Consider the following 16,647-nt stretch of genomic DNA (forward strand, 5'->3'; position numbering starts at 1 on the left):
CCGTTACCGTCCCGACCACACCGTTCGCGAACGAGGAAGAGGCATCGATGCCCAGTCAGACCGTCACCGTCGGGTCCCGCGTCGGCCTGCACGCCCGGCCTGCCGCCCTGATCGCCGAGGCCGTCGGCAAGGCCGGCGTCCCCGTCACCCTGGCCACGCCCGGTGGCAACGCCATCGACGCCGGCTCACCGCTGATGATCATGACCCTCGGCGCGAAGCAGGGCGCCGAGGTCATCGTGAGCAGCGACGACCCGGCCGTGCTGGAGCAGATCGCCGGCATGGTCCAGCAGGACCTCGACGCCGAATAGCCGGACAACAGCCGACGCCCCGCCCCCTGAGCGCAGGGGGCGGGGCGTCGGTCGTGCGGTGGCTCAGCCCTCGCGCGGGACCTCGCCGCGCCAGGCCCCGGTCTCGGTGCCGCGGCTCTCGATGAACTCCTTGAACCGCTGGGCGTCGGCCTTGACCTGACGGTCGTCGAAGCCGAGCGCGGCGCCCGCCTTCTCCACCAGGCCCTCGGGCTCCCAGTCGATCTGGATCATCACGCGGGTCTTGGCGTCGTCGAGCTTGTGGAACGTGACGACACCGGCGTGCTTGGCCTCACCGCCGGTCGAGGTCCACGCCACCCGCTCGTCGGGGTTCTGCTCGGTGATCTCGGTGTCGAACTCCCGCTTGACGCCGTCGATGTTCGTCACCCAGTGGGTGTGCCGCGCGTCGGTCTGCGTGATCCGCTCGACGCCGCCCATGAACTCGGGGAACGACTCGAACTGCGTCCACTGGTCGTAGGCGACGCGGATCGGGACGTCGACGTCGATGGCTTCCTGCACGCTGGCCACGGGGGATCCTCCTCGGGCTTCGGGGTCATTCGGTCGTGCACGACCTACCCAGCCGGCGCGCCCCTATGCAGCGGAAACGTCAGGACGAAGTCCGAACCGCCCGTCAGGGCGAGCCGCCCGCCGTGCCGCTCGGCGATGTCGCGGGCGATGGCCAGCCCGAGCCCGGCGCCGCCGTCGTCGACCGCGCGGGCCTCGTCGAGCCGCGTGAACCGCTCGAACACCAGCTCGCGGGCGGCCTCCGGGATCCCGGGGCCGTCGTCGGCCACGGTGAGGACGGCGGCGTCGTCCGCCTCGGCCAGCGTGACGGTCACCCGCGTCCGCGCGTGCCGGACGGCGTTGTCGAGGAGGTTCGCCACCGCCCGCTCGAGCTCGACCGGGTCGCCGGCGACCTGGACCGGGACGACGCGGCTGCAGTCGACCAACGGCCGGCCGCGGGCCTGCTCCGCCACGACCTCGTCGAGGTCCACCGGGCCCGCCGCACGCAGGCCGCCGGCCCCCGCGTCGCTGCGGGCGAGCAGCAGCAGGTCGTCGACCAGCCGTTGCATCCGCTCGGTCTCCGCCAGCACCGAGGCGGAGGTGACCGCGGCATCCGCCGTCCCGGGGTGGGCGCGGTCCACCTCCAGCTGGGTGCGGATGCGGGCCAGCGGCGTCCGCAGCTCGTGCGCCGCGTCGGCGACGAACCGCCGCTGCCGCTCGGCCCCGTCGGAGAGCCGGTCGAGCATCGCGTTCATCGTGCGGGCCAGCCGGGCGATCTCGTCGTCCGTGGCCGGCTCGGGCACGCGCCGGTCAAGCCGCTGGGCGGAGATGCGGTCCACCTCGGCGCGCATGCGGTCGACCGGGCGCAGCACCCGGCCGGCGAGCAGCCAGACCAGCCCGGCCAGGACGGCGGTCGTTCCCGGGACGGCGAGCAGCAGCCCGTCCCGCAGCGCGCGGACGCTGTCCTCGACGTCCTCCAGGCTGCCGGTGACGACCACCGTGCGGCCGTCCACGGGCCGGGAGGCGACGCGCGCGGGCGCCCCGGCCGGCGTCGTCCCGTCCCTGACGGAGGGCGTGCCGGTCCCGTCCCCGGACACCACCTGGACGGTGACGTCCTCGGACGCGATCCCGTCGGCCGGCTGGCCGGTCTGGACCTGGAGGGCGACCGCGGCGGCCCGGTCGAGCAGCGTCTCGTCCAGCTGGTCGGTCAGGGTGGCGCGCTGCGCGAGGCCGAGCGCGATCCCCGCGATCGTCAGCACGGCGAGCACCGCCGCGGCGGCCACGGCGGTCACCCGCAGCCGCAGGCTCACGGCCCGAACCGGTAGCCCGCCCCGCGGAGCGTGTCGATCCGCGGGCCGCCCTGCCCCAGCTTGCGGCGCAGCCGGGCCACGTAGACCTCGACCACGTTGGGATCGCCCTCGAACGCGTCGTCCCACACCCCGGCGAGCAGGTCCTGCTTGGAGAGGACCCGCCCGGGCCGCCGGACCAGGTAGGTGAGCAGGTCGAACTCGCGCGCGGTGAGGGGCAGCTCGGCGCCGGCCAGCTCCGCGCGGCGGGCCGGGAGGTCGAGCCGCAGCCGTCCGACCTCGAGCGGCGGCGGATCGCCGAGCGCGGCGCGGCGCAGCAGGGCGTGCAGCCGGGCGACCAGCACCGCGAAGGAGAACGGCTTGCGCAGGTAGTCGTCGGCGCCGGTGTCGAGCCCCTCGGCCTCGTCGAGGTCGCCGTCCTTGGCGGTGAGCATGAGGATCGGCGTCCGGACGCCGTCGCGCCGCAGCTGCGCGCAGACCCGGTAGCCGTTGAGGCCCGGTAGCAGGAGGTCCAGCACGATCAGGTCGTGGCCGCCCTCGCGCCCGCGCCACAGCCCCTCCCGGCCGTCGGCGGCGACCTCCACCGTGAACCCCTCAGCGGTCAGCCCCCGGCGCAGCGCCGTGGTGAGGACGGCGTCGTCGTCGACCAGCAGCAGCTTCATGCGTCCTCCACGCGCAGGGTCGCACCCCGGACCTGACGCGGAGCTGAACCGGTCAGCTCCCCGTCAACCGCCCCGCGCACGATCGTGATCGCAGATCGCCGGCGCGAGGAGGGGTTCCGATGCGGGTCCGACCGGCGCTCGTCGTCCTGGCCGTCGTGGGGCTGGCCGGGTGCGGATCGGCTCGGGCCGCATTGCCCCGCGGGGGCGAGCCGGTGCACCTCGACCCGGCGACGTTCACGGCCGACGTCGACAACAGGTACTGGCCGCTGCGCCCGGGGACGCGGTGGGTCTACGAGTCGGTCGACGCGGACGGGACGGCGCAGCACGTGGAGGTCACCGTCCTCGACGAGACCTACCGGGTGGCCGCCGGGATCACGGCTCGCGTGGTCCACGACGTGGTCACCCAGGACGGCGCGGTCGCCGAGGACACCCGCGACTACTACGCGCAGGACGCCGACGGGAACGTCTGGTACATGGGCGAGCAGACCACGGAGTACCCGCCGGGTGAGCCGCAGTCCACGGAGGGCTCGTGGGAGGCCGGGGTCGACGGCGCCCAGCCCGGCATCGCCGTCCCGGCCGACCCCCGGCCGGGGCTGGCCTACCGCCAGGAGTACCGGAAGGGCGAGGCCGAGGACCGGGCCGTGGTGCTCTCCACCGACGAGAAGGTGCAGACCCCGACCGGGACGTACACCGGCGCGCTGCTCACGCGGGAGACCACGCCGCTCGAGCCCGACGTCGCGGAGCTGAAGTTCTACGTGCCCGGCGTGGGGCAGGTGCTCAGCCTGCAGACCTCGGGCGGCAGCGAGCGGGAGGCGCTGACCGCGGTCAGCGGCTGAGCGCGGCGGCCAGGCTGCCGCGGACCGGCCGGCCGTCGAGCAGCAGCATCTGGGCCAGGTGGTAGGCGTCGGGCTGGCCGACCCAGGTGCCGGTGCCGACCTCGCCGGTCGGGGTGAGCTCGTGGTGCCAGTTGCCGGTGGCCGGGTCGGCGAAGCGTTCCTCGCCGTGCGCCCGCCAGCGCTCGGCCAGCCGCCGGTAGCGGTCCTGCCCGGTGACCTCCGCCAGCGCGGCCGCGGCGGCCACCGCCTCGCAGAGCACCCAGTGCATCCGGGCGACGACGACCGGCCGGTCGTCCCAGTCCAGCGTGTACGGGAAGCCGTCGTGCGCGTCGGCGGCCCAGCCGCGTCGTGCCGCCGCCTCGAACAGCCCGATGGCGTCGTCGAGGAGCCAGGTGGGCGGGTCGTCGAGCGCCGCGCGCAGGTGCAGCGCCAGCCGCGACCACTCGAACTGGTGGCCCACGGTGACGCCGTACGGCCGGAAGGGGTCGGCCGGGCGGTCGCGGTTGTACTCGGGCAGGGGCACCCAGTCGGTCGAGTAGTGCTCGGGCAGCCGCCAGTCGCGCTCGCGGGCCCAGCCGTGGACCACGCGCTCCGTCGTCCGGAGGGCGTGCGCGCGCAGCTCGGTCGCCGCGCCGACGGCGTCGTCGGCGACGGCGTCCAGCGCATCCGCGGCGGCGAGCACCGCCTCGACCCCGTGCATGTTCGCGTTGACGCCGCGGTAGTCCGACAGCGTCGTCCAGGCGGCGTCCCACTCCTCGACGGCCATCCCGGCGTCGTCGTCCCAGAACCGGCCGAGCCAGGTGCCGAGCGCCTCGGCGAGCAGCGGCCGGCCGCCCTCGATCCCGGCGGTGGTGGCGGTCGCGCCGGCGAGGACGGCGAAGGCGTGCACGTACGCGGCCTTGGTGGGGTCGGCCGTGCTCGCGGACCAGCCGCCGTGCTCCTCGTCGTGCAGCGGGCCCTCGGTCAGGGCGAGGACGCCGTGCCGCGCCAGCTCCGCCGCACCCGGCCGGCCCAGCAGGTGGGCCAGGCCGAAGACGTGCGTCATCCGCGCGACGATCCAGGTCTCCTGCCCGCGGGCCGGGTCGACCGAGCCGTCGTCCAGCAGGTAGCCGAAGCCGCCCTCGGGCAGCCGCGAGCGGGCCGCGAAGTCGAGCAGCCGGTCCAGCTCGGTCACGTCTGGCTCCTCCCGTGATCATGGCGTCGCGACCCCGATCCTGACCGAATCGGTGGTCGCGACGCCATGATCGCCGGTCAGAAGGCCAGCGCGGTCCCCGGATCGTGCAGCAGGGCGCCGACGTCGGCGAGGAACCGGCTGCCGAGCTCGCCGTCGATGATCCGGTGGTCGAACGACAGCCCGAGCTGGGTCACCTGCCGTACGGCGAGCTTGCCCTTGTGCACCCACGGCATCTCGCGGATCGCGCCGAAGGCCAGGATCGCCGACTCGCCGGGGTTGAGGATCGGCGTGCCGGTGTCGACGCCGAAGACGCCGACGTTGGTGATCGTGATCGTGCCGCCGGTCATGTCCGCGGGCGAGGTCTTGCCGGCGCGCGCGGTCTCGGTCAGCTCGGCCAGGGCCCCGGCCAGCTCGGCCAGCGACAGCCGGTCGGCGTCCTTGATGTTGGGGACGACGAGCCCGCGCGGGGTGGCCGCGGCGATGCCGAGGTTGACCTGCCCGTGGACGACGATCTCCTGCGCCGCCTCGTCCCACGAGCTGTTGACCATGGGGTGCCGCTTCGCCGCCAGGAGCAGCGCCTTGGCCACGAACAGCAGCGGGCTGATCTTGAGCCCGGCGAGCTCGGGGCGGGCCGCCAGCCGGGTGCGCAGCTTCATCATCCGCGTGACGTCGACGGTCAGGAACTCCGTGACGTGCGGCGCGGTGAACGCGCTGGCCACCATCGCCGCCGCGGTGTGCTTGCGCACCCCCTTGATCGGGATCCGCTGCTCCCCCGCGGTTTCGCGCGCATAACCACCCGCGGTTTCGCGTGCATGACCGCGCTCGGGGGCCTCGACGGGGGTGGACAGGGCGGCGTCGACGTCGGCGCGGGTGATGACGCCGTCCTCGCCGCTGCCGCGCACGAGGGTCAGGTCGACCCCTCGGTCCTTGGCGTACTTGCGCACCGGCGGCTTGGCCAGCGGGCGCAGCCGGCCATGCCCGTGCTCGGCCGGCCGGGCCGGCGCGGCCTCCTCGACGGCGACGTGCGCCTCGACCGCGCGGCCGATCTCCAGCCCGCCGTGCCGGACCGGCTTCACGGTCGCATCGGGGGCGGTGGCCAGCAGCGGCGGGTGATCCGGCCCGGAGCCGTAGTCGGCCTCGGGCAGGACGGCGGTGGCGCGGGCGGATGACCCTCCCGATGACACAGCGCCGGTGCGCCGCGGCCGCCGCTTGGCCTCGGTGTTCCTCGGGCCGTAGCCGACCAGCACCGACGTGCGCCCACCCGGGGCCGGACCGCCGATCAGCCCGGCGGCGGGCTCGGCCTCGGCCGAGGACGAAGCCGGGGCCGAGGCCGGGGCGGCCGGCGCGACGGGGGCGGGAGCTGCGTCGCCGCCGGTGTCGATCGTGATGATCGGCGTGCCGACGTCGACCGTCGTCCCGGGCTCGAACTTCAGCTCGGCGACCGTGCCGGCGTACGGCGAGGGCAGCTCGACGGCCGCCTTCGCCGTCTCCACCTCGCACAGCGGCTGGTTGATCGTGACCGTGTCGCCGACGGCGACCAGCCACTGCAGGATCTCGCCCTCGGTCAGCCCCTCGCCGACGTCGGGCAGCCGGAATTCACGCAGCGCCATGCTCAGAACCCCAGGGCGCGGTCGACGGCGTCGAGCACGCGGTCGAGGTCGGGGAGGTACTCCTCCTCGAGCTTCGACGGCGGGTAGGGCGTGTCGTAGCCGCCGACCCGCAGGACCGGCGCCTCCAGGGAGTAGAAGCACTGCTCGGTGATCCGCGCGGCGATCTCCGACCCGAGCCCGAGCGTCACCGGCGCCTCGTGGACGACGACGCAGCGACCGGTGCGCCGCACCGACTCGAACACCGGGTCGAGGTCCAGCGGCGAGAGGGTGCGCAGGTCGACGACCTCGAGCGAGCGGCCCTCCTCGGCCGCGGCCTCGGCGGCCTGCAGCGCCGTCTTGACCATCGGGCCGTAGGCCAGCACGGTGAGGTCGTCCCCGCCGCGGACGACGCGCGAGGCGAACAGCGGCTCGGGGGTCGCGTCGGTGTCGACCGGCGCCTTCTCCCAGTACCGCCGCTTGGGCTCGAGGAAGACGATCGGGTCGGGGTGGGCGATGGCCTGCTGGATGCCCCAGTAGGCGTCGACCGGGTTGGAGACGGCGACCACCTTGAGGCCGGCCGTGTGCGCGAAGTACGCCTCGGGGCTCTCGCTGTGGTGCTCGACCGCGCCGATGCCGCCACCGAACGGGATCCGGATGACGATCGGCATCGCCAGCTTGCCCCGCGAGCGGGCGTGGATCTTGGCGACCTGGGTGACGATCTGGTTGTAGGCCGGGAAGACGAAGCCGTCGAACTGGATCTCGCAGACCGGCCGGTAGCCGCGCATGGCCAGGCCGACCGCGGTGCCGAGGATGCCGGCCTCGGCCAGCGGGGTGTCGACCACGCGGTCGTCCCCGAAGTCCTTCTGCAAGCCGTCGGTGATGCGGAAGACACCGCCGAGCTTGCCGATGTCCTCGCCCATGAGCACGACCTTGGCGTCGTCCTCCATGGCCCGGCGCAGGCCGAGGTTGAGCGCCTTGCCGATGGTGAGCGTCTCGGTGCTCATCAGAAGACGTCCTCTCCGGGGCCGGGGGTGACCTCGTCGGGCCGGTCGTGCCCGCCGTCGGCGAACGAGGCGTGGTACTCGGCGAACTCCGCGCGCTGGGCGGCCAGCTCCGGGGTCTGCTCGGCGTACACGTGGTCGAACATCGAGGTGCCCGGCGGATCGACCATCTCGACGGTGCCCGTGCGGATCCGGGCGGCGAGCTCGTCGGCCTCTGCCTCGACGGAGTCGAAGAAGTCGTGGTCGGCGATGCCGGTGCGGGAGAGGTAGGCCTTGAGCCGGGCGATCGGGTCGCGCAGCTTCCACTCCTCCAGCTCGCTGGCCAGCCGGTAGCGGGTCGGGTCGTCGGAGGTGGTGTGCGCGCCCATGCGGTAGGTGAACGCCTCGATGAAGGTGGGGCCCTGGCCCTCGCGGGCGGCGGCGAGCGCCGCCTTCGTCACGGCCAGGACGGCGAGGACGTCGTTGCCGTCGACCCGGACGCCGGGGAAGCCGAAGCCGGCGGCCCGCTGGAACAGCGGCACGCGGGACTGGCGCTCGATCGGCACGCTGATCGCGTACTGGTTGTTCTGGCAGAAGAAGACGACCGGGGCGGAGAAGGTCGCCGCCCAGATCAGCGACTCGTTGACCTCGCCCTGGCTGGTGGCCCCGTCGCCGAGGAAGGCCAGGACGGCGCTGTCCGCGCTGTCGCGCTGCACGCCCATGGCGTAGCCGGTCGCGTGCAGGCACTGCGCGCCGATGACCACGGTGTAGAGGTTGAAGCCGGTGGCCACCGGGTCCCAGCCGCCGTTGTCCACGCCGCGGAACAGGCTGATCACGTCGAGCGGGTCGACACCCCGGACCCAGGCGACGCCGTGCTCGCGGTAGGTCGGGAAGGCCATGTCGGTGGCGGCGAGGGCGCGGCCGGCGCCGACCTGCGCCGCCTCCTGGCCCAGCAGCGACGCCCAGATGCCGAGCTCGCCCTGGCGCTGCAGCGCGGTGGCCTCGACGTCCCAGCGGCGGACCAGGGTCAGGTCGCGGTAGAGCGAGCGCAGCTCGTCCTCGGAGATGTCGATCGAGTACTCGGGATGCTCGACCCGCTCGCCCTCCGGTGTCAGCAGCTGCACCAGCTCCGGCTGCTGGGGCAGATGGGGCGCCTCCGCCCCGGGTACCGGGTCGACCACTTCGGTCGCATGGTGCAGCGCAGTCACAAGCGAACTCCCTCGCCGTCTGCCGTGGGGCCGGGGTCTCCGGCGGCCTCGGTGCTGGACGTCACGTGGCACCGGGGTGTGGTGCCACTCACACATGGTGACACGACAACCCCGTGCGTGGACAACACCACCTACGGGCGATCTGCGCAAGGTCGTCACAGGAAATTGCGCACGATGCCTATTAGTAGGACGTCCACGCATGTCAGACTGAGCAGCGTGCCCGACGTCGACGCCACCGACGCCCGGTTGCTGCTGGCCCTGAACGAGGACCCGCGCGCCAGCGTCATGGCGCTCTCCCAGCGGCTGGGGCTGGCCCGCAACACGGTGCAGGCCCGGCTGGCCCGGCTCGAGCAGAGCGGCGTCCTGGCCCCCTTCGAGCGGCGCGTGCGCCCCGAGGCCCTCGGCTACCGGTTGCGCGCCTACGTCACCGTGCAGGTGGTGCAGCGCAGCCTGGCCGAGGTGAGCGACGCCCTCGCGCACATCCCCGAGGTGCTCGAGGTGATCGGGCTGTCCGGGGTCGTCGACCTGCTGGTCGAGGTCGCGGCCCGGGACGCCGACGACCTGTGGCGGATCACCGAGCAGGTGCTCGCCATCCCGGGCGTGCAGCGCACCGACACGGCGCTGGCGCTGCGCCGGTTCGTCGACCACCGCATCGCGCCGCTGCTGGAGCGCTCGGCCGGAGTCGACGGGGCCGCGACGGGCTAGTTCCGGCTCGGCCGGCGGATGCGGACCGGCCCGCGGGCGGTCGCGACGTCGACCACCGCGCCCCGCTGGGTGACCTCCACGTCCCCCGCGGCGGCCAGCCGCCCGGCGGCCTCGCGCGCGGCGGGCATCAGCCGGCGCCAGTCCTCGGGATCCACCGCGCGGGCCGCGTCGGAAGGGCAGTCGAAGGACCCCGTCCTCCTCACCCCTCGCACGCTCGGGGCGAGCCTCGGGACGGGGCCGCTCCATCACGTCACCTGCCTGCGTGCCGGGCGTGCGGGCCGCCAGGCGGGGGTAGCCCCGGGCGCATGGCGACGATCGGCCCGCTCGGCTGGACCCTGCGCGGCGCGGCGGCCGGCGCCGCGGCGACCACCGCGCTGAACGCGGTCACCTACCTCGACATGGCCGTCCGCGGGCGCGGGGTCAGCTCCACGCCGGAGCGCACGGTGGAGAAGCTGGCCGAGAAGGCGCACGTGGCGATCCCGGGCGACGCGGAGCACCGGCACAACCGCGTGCAGGGCCTCGGGCCGCTGACCGGGCTGGTGGCCGGGGTCGGCGTCGGTGTGGTGGCGGGGCTGGCGCGGGCGGCGGGCTTCCGGTCGGGCACGCTGCTGACGACGGCCGGCGTGCTGGTCGCGGCGAACGGGCCGATGACGGTGCTCGGCATCACCGATCCGCGGACCTGGTCGGCGACGGACTGGCTCAGCGACGTCGTCCCGCACCTGGTCTACGGGCTGGTCCTGACGACGACGATGGACGCCTTCCCGCGCCGCTGAGCAGACTGGCGCGGTGCAGGAGATCACCAGCGAGGCGGAGCTGCGCGAGCTGCTCGGTCATCCGCTGCCCCGCGTGGCCACCAAGGAGCGCCCGGCGCTCGACGAGTTCGACCGGCAGTTCCTCGCCGCCGCACCCATCTGCCTGGTCGCCACCAGCGACGCGGACGGGCGCTGCGACGTCTCGCCGAAGGGGGACCCGCCGGGCTTCACCGTCGTCCTGGACGAGCGGACGATCGCGCTGCCCGAGCGGGCCGGCAACCGCCGGGCCGACGGCTACCGGAACATCCTGACCAACCCGCACGTCGGCCTGGTGTACCTGCTCCCCGGCCGGGGCGACACGCTGCGCATCAACGGCCGCGCCCGGCTGGTGCGCGACGAGGCGCTGCTCGACCGCATGGTGGAGCAGGGTCACCGCCCGATCCTCGCGCTCGTCGTGGACGTGGAGGAGGTCTTCTTCCACTGCGCGAAGGCGTTCCTGCGCTCGCGGCTGTGGGAGCCGGAGACCTGGGCGCCCGACGCGGTCCCGTCACGGGCGCGCATCGCCCAGCGGCAGGAGCGCGCCGGCGAGTCGCTGCCCGACCTCGAGCGCTACTACGGCGAGGCCTACACCGCCGGCCTCTACCCGTCGTCCTGACCCAGGCATGGGAAGCGATACGTGCGTTTCGGGCGCCAGAACGCATGTATGGCTTCCCATGCCTGGGGGTCCGCAGGCCTAGCGCCAGCCGGACTCGTCGACGCCGCCGGGCACGGGCGCGGCCGGGTCGTACGGCGACCGCGTGAAGATGAACGTGCCCAGGTCGAGGTGGTCGTCGGCGATCCGCAGGGTCTCGCCCGCGTAGTAGCCGTCGAGGCCCAGCCAGGTGCCGTCCGGACGACGGGTGAACCGGCTGGCCCGGCCGCCGCGGCCGGGCAGCGGGCCGAGGTGCAGCAGCCCACCCGGCACCGCGCGCAGCAGGTGCGGCGCCGGCCCCCAGAACCAGACGCCGAGCACGTCCAGGTCGACCGGCGGCGGCGACGGCACCCAGGCCTCCACGATCCGCGGCTCCGAGGCCCGCAGATCGGCCAGCATCCCCGGGATCACCGTGTCGAGACCGGCCGTCGTGTTGGCCAGCGAGACACCGCCGGTCTGCTCGTCGCGGTCGACGAAGACCCCGGCCAGGAACCCGGGCATCGAGCCGCCGTGGCCGATCAGCGTCCGGTCGTCGACCCGCAGCACCTGCAGGCCCAGCCCGTACGCCGACCAGCCTGGTGCCGAGGAGTCCACGCCGGCCGGCTCGGCCATCTCCGCCAGCGTCGCCGCGGACAGGACGTCACCGGTGTCGCCGAGCAGGAACACCGCGAACCGGGCGAGATCGGTCAGGGGCGCCCAGAGCTGGCCGGCCGCGGCCATGATCCCGGCGTGGTGCTCGGGCTCGGGCAGGACGACGTCGGCCCACGGGTGCACCGCGATGCCGGCGGCCGCGGGCGGCACCGGGCGCGGCGTCGTCCGGGCCATGCCGAGCGGGGCCAGCACCTCGCGGTCGACGACGTCGTCCCACGACGCCCCGCGCACCCGCGCGACGAGCTCGCCGAGCAGGCCGAAGCCGAGGTTGGAGTAGTGGAACCGGCGGGCGGCGCCCAGGACGACGTCGTCCTCCTCGAGCTGCAGATCGGCGAGCGTGCCGCCGGGCGTGCGCTCCCACCAGTCGCCCGGGGACTCGGCCGACGCGCCGGCCAGGTGCGCGAGCAGCTGGCCCAGGGTGCGGTCGCCCAGCGGGGTGCCGGGCAGGTGCTTCTCCAGCGGGTCGTCGAGCCGGAGGCGGCCCTCGTCGCGCAGCCGCATCACGACGATCGCGGTCACGGTCTTGCTGATCGAACCCAGGCGGTACTGAACGTCGGTGTGCGGCTCGGGCACCGCACCACGCCCCGCGGACCAGGCCAGCCCCCCGTCGCGGACCACGCCGGCGACCAGGCTCGGCGCCCGCCCGTCGCGCTGGGCGCGCGCGAGGCGGGCGAGGAGCCGGCGGGCGGTGGTCGGCAGCACGGGTTCGGCCATGACAGGGGACCGTACTGAGCGGCCTCAGCCGCCGCCGTCCAGGTACGCCGTCCCGCGCGGCGAGAGCTCGTAGCCGACCTCGAGGCTGTGCGTGAGGCCGAGCTCCTTGAGCTTGCGGACGTCCCGCTTGAACGCCAGGGTGTCCCGCCCCAGCCCGGCGGCGAGGTCGGGCGCCCGCACGCCGGGACGCTCGGCGATCAGCCGCAGCACCTCGCGCGTCCAGGGCACGTCCCGGGCGGTGTCCAGCCGGCCCAGGCGGTGGTCGATCTCCGCGCGGTCGGCGGCGGAGAGCGCTGCCTCGGCGCGCAGGGCCACCCGCGGATCGGGACCGGCCCACCGGACCTGCATCCGGTACAGCGCGGGCCCGGGACGGCGGTCGAGCAGGCGGTGCAGCCGCGCGAGGGATGCCACGCCGGCCGCGCGGGCGTCGTCCTCGGTCAGCGAGCCTGGATCGACCTCCGCGACGGAGACGATCTCGACCACCCCGGCCCCGGTGCGCTGCCGGCTCCCGGGTCGCATCCGCGGCCGGTCCCAGCGGCGGAAGGCGAGCGTGACCGTGCCGTCGGCGATGCCCTGCGCGGTGGCCCGGTCGATGAGCACCGGAGCATGCTGGCAGGGTCGGCTCCCGTGAAGGGGCTGGCCCGCCGCGAGTTCTGCCTCGTGCTGCTGCGTCGGATGGCCGATCTGCGCCCGGATCTGGTCGCCGAGGCGCTGCCGCGGCTGCGCGCGACGAAGGGCCAGGCGAACGCGGCGCACACCCGCTGGCAGGCGCTGCAGCACTCACGGCGCGCCCCGCGCGGGCTGGCGCTGCGGACCGCCGTCCTCGGGCCGCCCGACGAGATCGAGGACCGCCGCTTCGGCGATCTCGACCTCGAGGTGCACCGCTGGCCGCTGCCGCTGTGGCCGCAGCTCTACTGGGAGGTGCTCACCGCCCCGGGCGGCGAGGTGCTCCAGGAGCACCTGGTGCGCGCACCGTGGTCGATCGTGCCGCCGGCGGCGGGCCGCCGGCTGCGGGTCTGGGAGCACGTGCTGGACGACGTCGTCGACCTGCCCGGCGCGGTCAGCGTCGACCCCGGCGTCGCCACGCGCTGGGAGGTGCACCTCGCCGACGGCACGCGCACGGAGTTCGTCTGGGGACTGCTGCAGCGCGTCAGCCTGCCGCCGGGACGATGACCGGCCGGGACAGCGTCGCCCCCAGCAGGGCGGCGACGGCCAGGACGACGGCGAGCACCGGGTGCCCGAGCAGGACGAGCGCCAGCACGGCCGCGCCGTGCACCACGACCTTGGTGACGACGGCGAGCGCCGGGACGTGGACGACCGACCGCGGGGCGGCGAACAGGCCCCAGAGGACGGCGGCGACCAGCGGGAACCCGATCGCGGCGAGCACGCGCAGCGCCGTCGGGGCGGGCAGCGCCCACCCGGCGACGGCCAGCGCGGCCAGGGACGCGAGCTCGGCGGCGAACGCGACGGTCGCCCACAGCCAGGACCGGATCTGCATCGTGTCGATCGCCCTTCGTGAGCGCTGATCTGTTTCGAGAGCAGTGTTCACGCAAAGAACCTCGCCGTCAAGCCCCCGACAACGCACGAGCCCCGGCCGCGCGAACGCGGCCGGGGCTCGGAACGGGTGCGGGAGCGGTCAGCCCGCGATGCGGCGCATGGCGGTGATCCCGCCGACGGCGTCGATGCTGGCCACCTTGACCACGTCGCCGGACGTCGGCGCGTGCACCATCTGGCCGTTGCCGATGTAGATGCCCACGTGGCTGACCGGGCTGTAGAAGAAGATCAGGTCGCCGGGCCGCAGGTCGCTGCGCGAGACCGCCTGGCCCATGCGCGACTGCTGCAAGCTGGAGTGCGGCAGGCTGATCCCCGCGGCCTTGTAGGCGTACAGCACCAGGCCGGAGCAGTCGAAGGAGCTGGGGCCGGCCGCCGCCCACACGTACGGCTTGCCACGCTGGGCCATGGCCGTGTCGACGGCGGTCTGCGCCGCGGCGCTGTCGGCCACGATCGGCCCGGTCGGCGCCGGCTCGGAGCGGTCGTCGCGGCTGGCGCGGTCGCTGCCGTGCGTGCTGGCGAGCTGGACGGCGGCCTGCTGCTCGGCGGCCGAGAGGCGGCTGAAGTCGGCCTGGTACTTGTTCACCTGGGCCTGCAGGTCGGCCTGCTGGGCGGCCACCTTGTCGTACCTGGACTGCGCATCGGCGGCGGACTTCGCGGCCACGGTCTGCGCCTGGGCGGCGGCCTGGCTGGCGGCGGCGACCTGGTCGAGGATCGCGTTCTGGTGGTCGGCGACCATCTGCAGCGTCGACATCTTGTCCACGAACTCGTCGGCGCTGTCGCTGGTCATCATCGCCGAGAAGCCGTTGGTGGTGCCGCCGGTGAAGGCGCTGCGGGCGATCCCGCGGACCTGCGCCTGCGCGGTGGCCAGGTCGGCCTGGGCCTTGGCGACCGCGTCGGCGGCGGCCTTTGCCGCGGCCTGCTGGGTCTCCAGCTCGGACCGCGCGGTGTTGAACTGCTCGGTCACGACCTCGAGGTCGTGGGCCCGGGCGGCCATCAGCTCGGCGGCCTCCTTCGCGGTCGCCGGCGCGTCCGGAGCGGCGGAGGCCACCTGCGGGACGAAGGCGATGCCGGCCGAGACGGCGATCGCACCGGTGAGCACGAGGACCGTCCGGCGGACGGTGCGGAGGGGGCGCAGCGGGAGGTTCGGGCGCGGGAAGGACGTCCGAGCGGTCGCCATGGTGCGGGCGCTCTCCAATCGGGGGCGGTGGCCGAGGGCTTGCCAGTCGGGCTGTCGGACAGTCACGCACCGCCCCGACGGACATACAGACCGTAAGGGCGTTACCCCGGCGTGACAATCACCTGCTTGTAATTTGTGCAGACCTTCACAACAGGTTGCACTTCACTCGGGACTCAGAGTGACGATTGGGGGCGGACCGCTCCGTCCCACCCCGTGTGAACGTGAACATGGCGACCTGCGGAAACGGCCCGCCGACCCCCGGTTACGGTGCGCACGTGGCAGTTCCCCGGTACGACGCGGTCGTTGTCGGAGGTGGACACAACGGCCTCACGGCCGCCGCCTACCTCGCCCGCGCCGGTCGCTCCGTCCTCCTGCTGGAGCGGCTCGCGGAGCTGGGCGGCGCGGCGGTCAGCCGCCAGGTCTTCGACGGCGTCGACGTCCGGCTCTCGGCCTACTCGTACCTGGTCAGCCTGCTGCCCGACCGCGTCGTCGCCGACCTGGGCCTGCGGCTGCGCCTCGCCGACCGGTCGGTCGCCTCCTACACCGCCGTCGAGCGGAACGGCCGCTCGCAGGGCCTGCTCGTGGAGCGGGACGAGGGCCCGGCGACGGCGGCCTCCTTCCGGTCGCTCACCGGGTCCGACGACGAGCTCGCCGGCTGGCAGCGCTTCTACGCACGGCTGGCGACGCTGGCCGAGGACCTCGCCCCGACGCTCACCGAGCCGCTGCTGGCCCCCGACGAGCTCGCCGCCCGGCTGCGCGACCCCGCGCTGTGGCACGACCTGCGGGAGCGCCCGCTCGCCGACGTGGTCGCCGACCACCTGTCCGACGACGTCGTCCGCGGGGTGGCGCTCACCGACGGGCTGATCGGCACGTTCGCCGACCTGCACGACGCGGGCAGCCCCGCCGGGCGCTGCTTCCTGTACCACCTGATCGGCAACGGCACCGGGCTCTGGCGGGTACCGGTCGGCGGGATGGGCGCGGTCTCGGCCGCGCTGGCCGACGCCGCCCGCGGCGCCGGTGCCGAGCTGGTCACCCGGGCGACGGTGACGGCGCTGGAGGCCCGCCGGGACGGCGTCACGGTGCACTGGACGGACGACGACGGCGCGACCCGTGCCGCCGACGCCGGGCACGCCGTGGTGGGCGCGGCACCGACGGTGCTGGCCGAGCTGCTGGGCACCGATCCCGGTCCGTGGCCCAGCGGATCGCAGCTGAAGGTCAACATGGTGCTGGCGCGGCTGCCGCGGCTGCGGTCGGGCGCCGACCCGGCGACCGCGTTCGCCGGCACCTTCCACGTCGACGAGGCCGCCGCGCAGCTCGACGCGGCGTACGCGCAGGCCGCCGCCGGACGGCTGCCGGACGTGATCCCGTTCGAGGTCTACTGCCACTCCCTCACCGACCCGTCGATCCTCGGGCCGTCGGCGCGGGCGGCCGGGCTGCACACCCTGACCCTGTTCGGGCTGCACACGCCCGCCGAGCTCTACCGCGCCGACAACGAGGGCACCCGGGCCGAGGCGGTCCGGCGGGTGGTCGCCCAGCTCGACGCCCACCTGGACGAGCCGCTGCTGGACTGCCTGGCGCGGGACGCGCAGGGGCAGCCGTGCCTGCAGGCCGCCTCACCGGTCGACGTCGAGGCCTCGCTGGCCATGCCGGGCGGGCACATCTTCCACGGGGACCTGTCCTGGCCGGAGGCGCGCACCGCCGACGAGGTCGGCACCTGGGGCGTGGCCACGGCGCACCCGCGCGTCGTGTCGGCGTCGTCCGGGGGAACCGTGCGCGGCGGCGCGGTCAGCGGGCTCGGCGGCTACGCCGCCGCCCGCCACCTGCTCACCCCGCGCTGA

General features: G+C 74.7%; 19 protein-coding genes. 7 read left to right on the top strand and 12 right to left on the bottom strand.

The genetic code is table 11. The annotated features are described in order from the left end of the window. The first annotated feature begins 47 nt into the window (after window positions 1–47). Window positions 48–308, top strand: coding sequence for an HPr family phosphocarrier protein (locus GGQ55_RS07205; RefSeq protein WP_179715769.1), 261 nt, complete (start codon window positions 48–50; stop codon window positions 306–308). 63 nt (window positions 309–371) lie between these two features. Here the strand turns inward: GGQ55_RS07205 and GGQ55_RS07210 are convergent, their stop codons facing one another. Genes GGQ55_RS07210 through GGQ55_RS07220 form a run of 3 tightly spaced genes read right to left on the bottom strand, consistent with a single transcriptional unit; the run spans window position 372 to window position 2,778 of the window. Beyond that, window positions 372–833 carry an SRPBCC family protein gene (locus tag GGQ55_RS07210; protein WP_179715770.1) on the bottom strand — a complete coding sequence of 154 codons (462 nt, stop codon included), beginning with the start codon at window positions 831–833 and terminating at the stop codon, window positions 372–374. A gap of 44 nt (window positions 834–877) precedes the next feature. Next, window positions 878–2,119 (bottom strand): sensor histidine kinase, encoded by a 1,242-nt coding sequence (locus GGQ55_RS07215; protein WP_179715771.1) that lies wholly within the window; start codon window positions 2,117–2,119, stop codon window positions 878–880. Then, window positions 2,116–2,778, bottom strand: a complete 663-nt coding sequence (locus GGQ55_RS07220) for a response regulator transcription factor (RefSeq protein ID WP_179715772.1) — start codon at window positions 2,776–2,778, stop codon at window positions 2,116–2,118. Before GGQ55_RS07220 ends, GGQ55_RS07215 begins: the two co-directional genes overlap by 4 nt. Window positions 2,779–2,897: 119 nt before the next feature. Between GGQ55_RS07220 and GGQ55_RS07225 the strand changes: the two genes are divergently transcribed. After that, complete coding sequence (locus GGQ55_RS07225; protein ID WP_179715773.1) at window positions 2,898–3,614, top strand: hypothetical protein; 717 nt, start codon at window positions 2,898–2,900, stop codon at window positions 3,612–3,614. On the opposite strand, the gene GGQ55_RS07230 is transcribed toward GGQ55_RS07225, so the two are convergent. The 4 genes from GGQ55_RS07230 to pdhA form a co-directional block, all read right to left on the bottom strand. Further along, a complete protein-coding gene (locus tag GGQ55_RS07230) occupies window positions 3,604–4,788 on the bottom strand; it encodes an AGE family epimerase/isomerase (protein WP_179715774.1) in 1,185 nt (394 codons plus the stop codon). The two genes, GGQ55_RS07225 and GGQ55_RS07230, sit on opposite strands and share 11 nt — an antisense overlap. A 77-nt stretch (window positions 4,789–4,865) precedes the next feature. Then, window positions 4,866–6,398: a dihydrolipoamide acetyltransferase family protein gene (locus tag GGQ55_RS07235; RefSeq protein ID WP_179715775.1), complete on the bottom strand. Its 1,533-nt coding sequence runs from the start codon at window positions 6,396–6,398 to the stop codon at window positions 4,866–4,868. Window positions 6,399–6,400: 2 nt separating this feature from the next. After that, window positions 6,401–7,381 (bottom strand): alpha-ketoacid dehydrogenase subunit beta, encoded by a 981-nt coding sequence (locus GGQ55_RS07240; RefSeq protein WP_179715776.1) that lies wholly within the window; start codon window positions 7,379–7,381, stop codon window positions 6,401–6,403. After that, window positions 7,381–8,565, bottom strand: coding sequence for a pyruvate dehydrogenase (acetyl-transferring) E1 component subunit alpha (gene pdhA / locus GGQ55_RS07245; RefSeq protein ID WP_366488915.1), 1,185 nt, complete (start codon window positions 8,563–8,565; stop codon window positions 7,381–7,383). The genes GGQ55_RS07240 and pdhA overlap by 1 nt, the downstream gene beginning before the upstream one ends. 216 nt (window positions 8,566–8,781) lie before the next feature. On the opposite strand from pdhA, the gene GGQ55_RS07250 reads away from it, so the two are divergent. Further along, window positions 8,782–9,270 (top strand): Lrp/AsnC family transcriptional regulator, encoded by a 489-nt coding sequence (locus GGQ55_RS07250; protein ID WP_366488917.1) that lies wholly within the window; start codon window positions 8,782–8,784, stop codon window positions 9,268–9,270. Here GGQ55_RS07250 and GGQ55_RS26800 read toward each other — a convergent pair. Beyond that, the gene (locus GGQ55_RS26800; RefSeq protein WP_366488919.1) at window positions 9,267–9,473 is read right to left on the bottom strand and encodes a DUF3253 domain-containing protein; all 207 of its coding nucleotides are present in this window, start codon (window positions 9,471–9,473) and stop codon (window positions 9,267–9,269) included. The genes GGQ55_RS07250 and GGQ55_RS26800 overlap by 4 nt on opposite strands. Before the next feature lie 102 nt (window positions 9,474–9,575). Here GGQ55_RS26800 and GGQ55_RS07260 point away from each other — a divergent pair, with 102 nt between their 5' ends. Both GGQ55_RS07260 and GGQ55_RS07265 read left to right on the top strand, forming a co-directional pair. Then, window positions 9,576–10,043, top strand: coding sequence for a hypothetical protein (locus GGQ55_RS07260; protein ID WP_179715779.1), 468 nt, complete (start codon window positions 9,576–9,578; stop codon window positions 10,041–10,043). Window positions 10,044–10,056: 13 nt separating this feature from the next. Further along, on the top strand, window positions 10,057–10,677 hold the full coding sequence (locus GGQ55_RS07265) for a pyridoxamine 5'-phosphate oxidase family protein (protein ID WP_179715780.1): 621 nt from the start codon (window positions 10,057–10,059) through the stop codon (window positions 10,675–10,677). 78 nt (window positions 10,678–10,755) lie between these two features. Here the strand turns inward: GGQ55_RS07265 and GGQ55_RS07270 are convergent, their stop codons facing one another. Beyond that, a complete protein-coding gene (locus tag GGQ55_RS07270; RefSeq protein ID WP_179715781.1) occupies window positions 10,756–12,078 on the bottom strand; it encodes a serine hydrolase domain-containing protein in 1,323 nt (440 codons plus the stop codon). A gap of 24 nt (window positions 12,079–12,102) precedes the next feature. Further along, the gene (locus GGQ55_RS07275) at window positions 12,103–12,678 is read right to left on the bottom strand and encodes an ASCH domain-containing protein (protein ID WP_179715782.1); all 576 of its coding nucleotides are present in this window, start codon (window positions 12,676–12,678) and stop codon (window positions 12,103–12,105) included. A gap of 6 nt (window positions 12,679–12,684) precedes the next feature. Between GGQ55_RS07275 and GGQ55_RS07280 the strand changes: the two genes are divergently transcribed. Next, entirely contained in the window at window positions 12,685–13,251 is a 567-nt protein-coding gene (locus GGQ55_RS07280; RefSeq protein WP_179715783.1) for a hypothetical protein, read from the top strand. On the opposite strand, the gene GGQ55_RS07285 is transcribed toward GGQ55_RS07280, so the two are convergent. Both GGQ55_RS07285 and GGQ55_RS07290 read right to left on the bottom strand, forming a co-directional pair. Further along, on the bottom strand, window positions 13,229–13,576 hold the full coding sequence (locus tag GGQ55_RS07285; RefSeq protein WP_179715784.1) for a YrdB family protein: 348 nt from the start codon (window positions 13,574–13,576) through the stop codon (window positions 13,229–13,231). The genes GGQ55_RS07280 and GGQ55_RS07285 overlap by 23 nt on opposite strands. A gap of 138 nt (window positions 13,577–13,714) precedes the next feature. Continuing rightward, on the bottom strand, window positions 13,715–14,809 hold the full coding sequence (locus tag GGQ55_RS07290; protein WP_179715785.1) for a C40 family peptidase: 1,095 nt from the start codon (window positions 14,807–14,809) through the stop codon (window positions 13,715–13,717). 275 nt (window positions 14,810–15,084) lie between these two features. Between GGQ55_RS07290 and GGQ55_RS07295 the strand changes: the two genes are divergently transcribed. Further along, complete coding sequence (locus tag GGQ55_RS07295; RefSeq protein WP_366488922.1) at window positions 15,085–16,647, top strand: phytoene desaturase family protein; 1,563 nt, start codon at window positions 15,085–15,087, stop codon at window positions 16,645–16,647.

Origin of the sequence: Petropleomorpha daqingensis (genome assembly GCF_013408985.1) — a bacterium.
GTDB classification, from domain to species: domain Bacteria; phylum Actinomycetota; class Actinomycetes; order Mycobacteriales; family Geodermatophilaceae; genus Petropleomorpha; species Petropleomorpha daqingensis.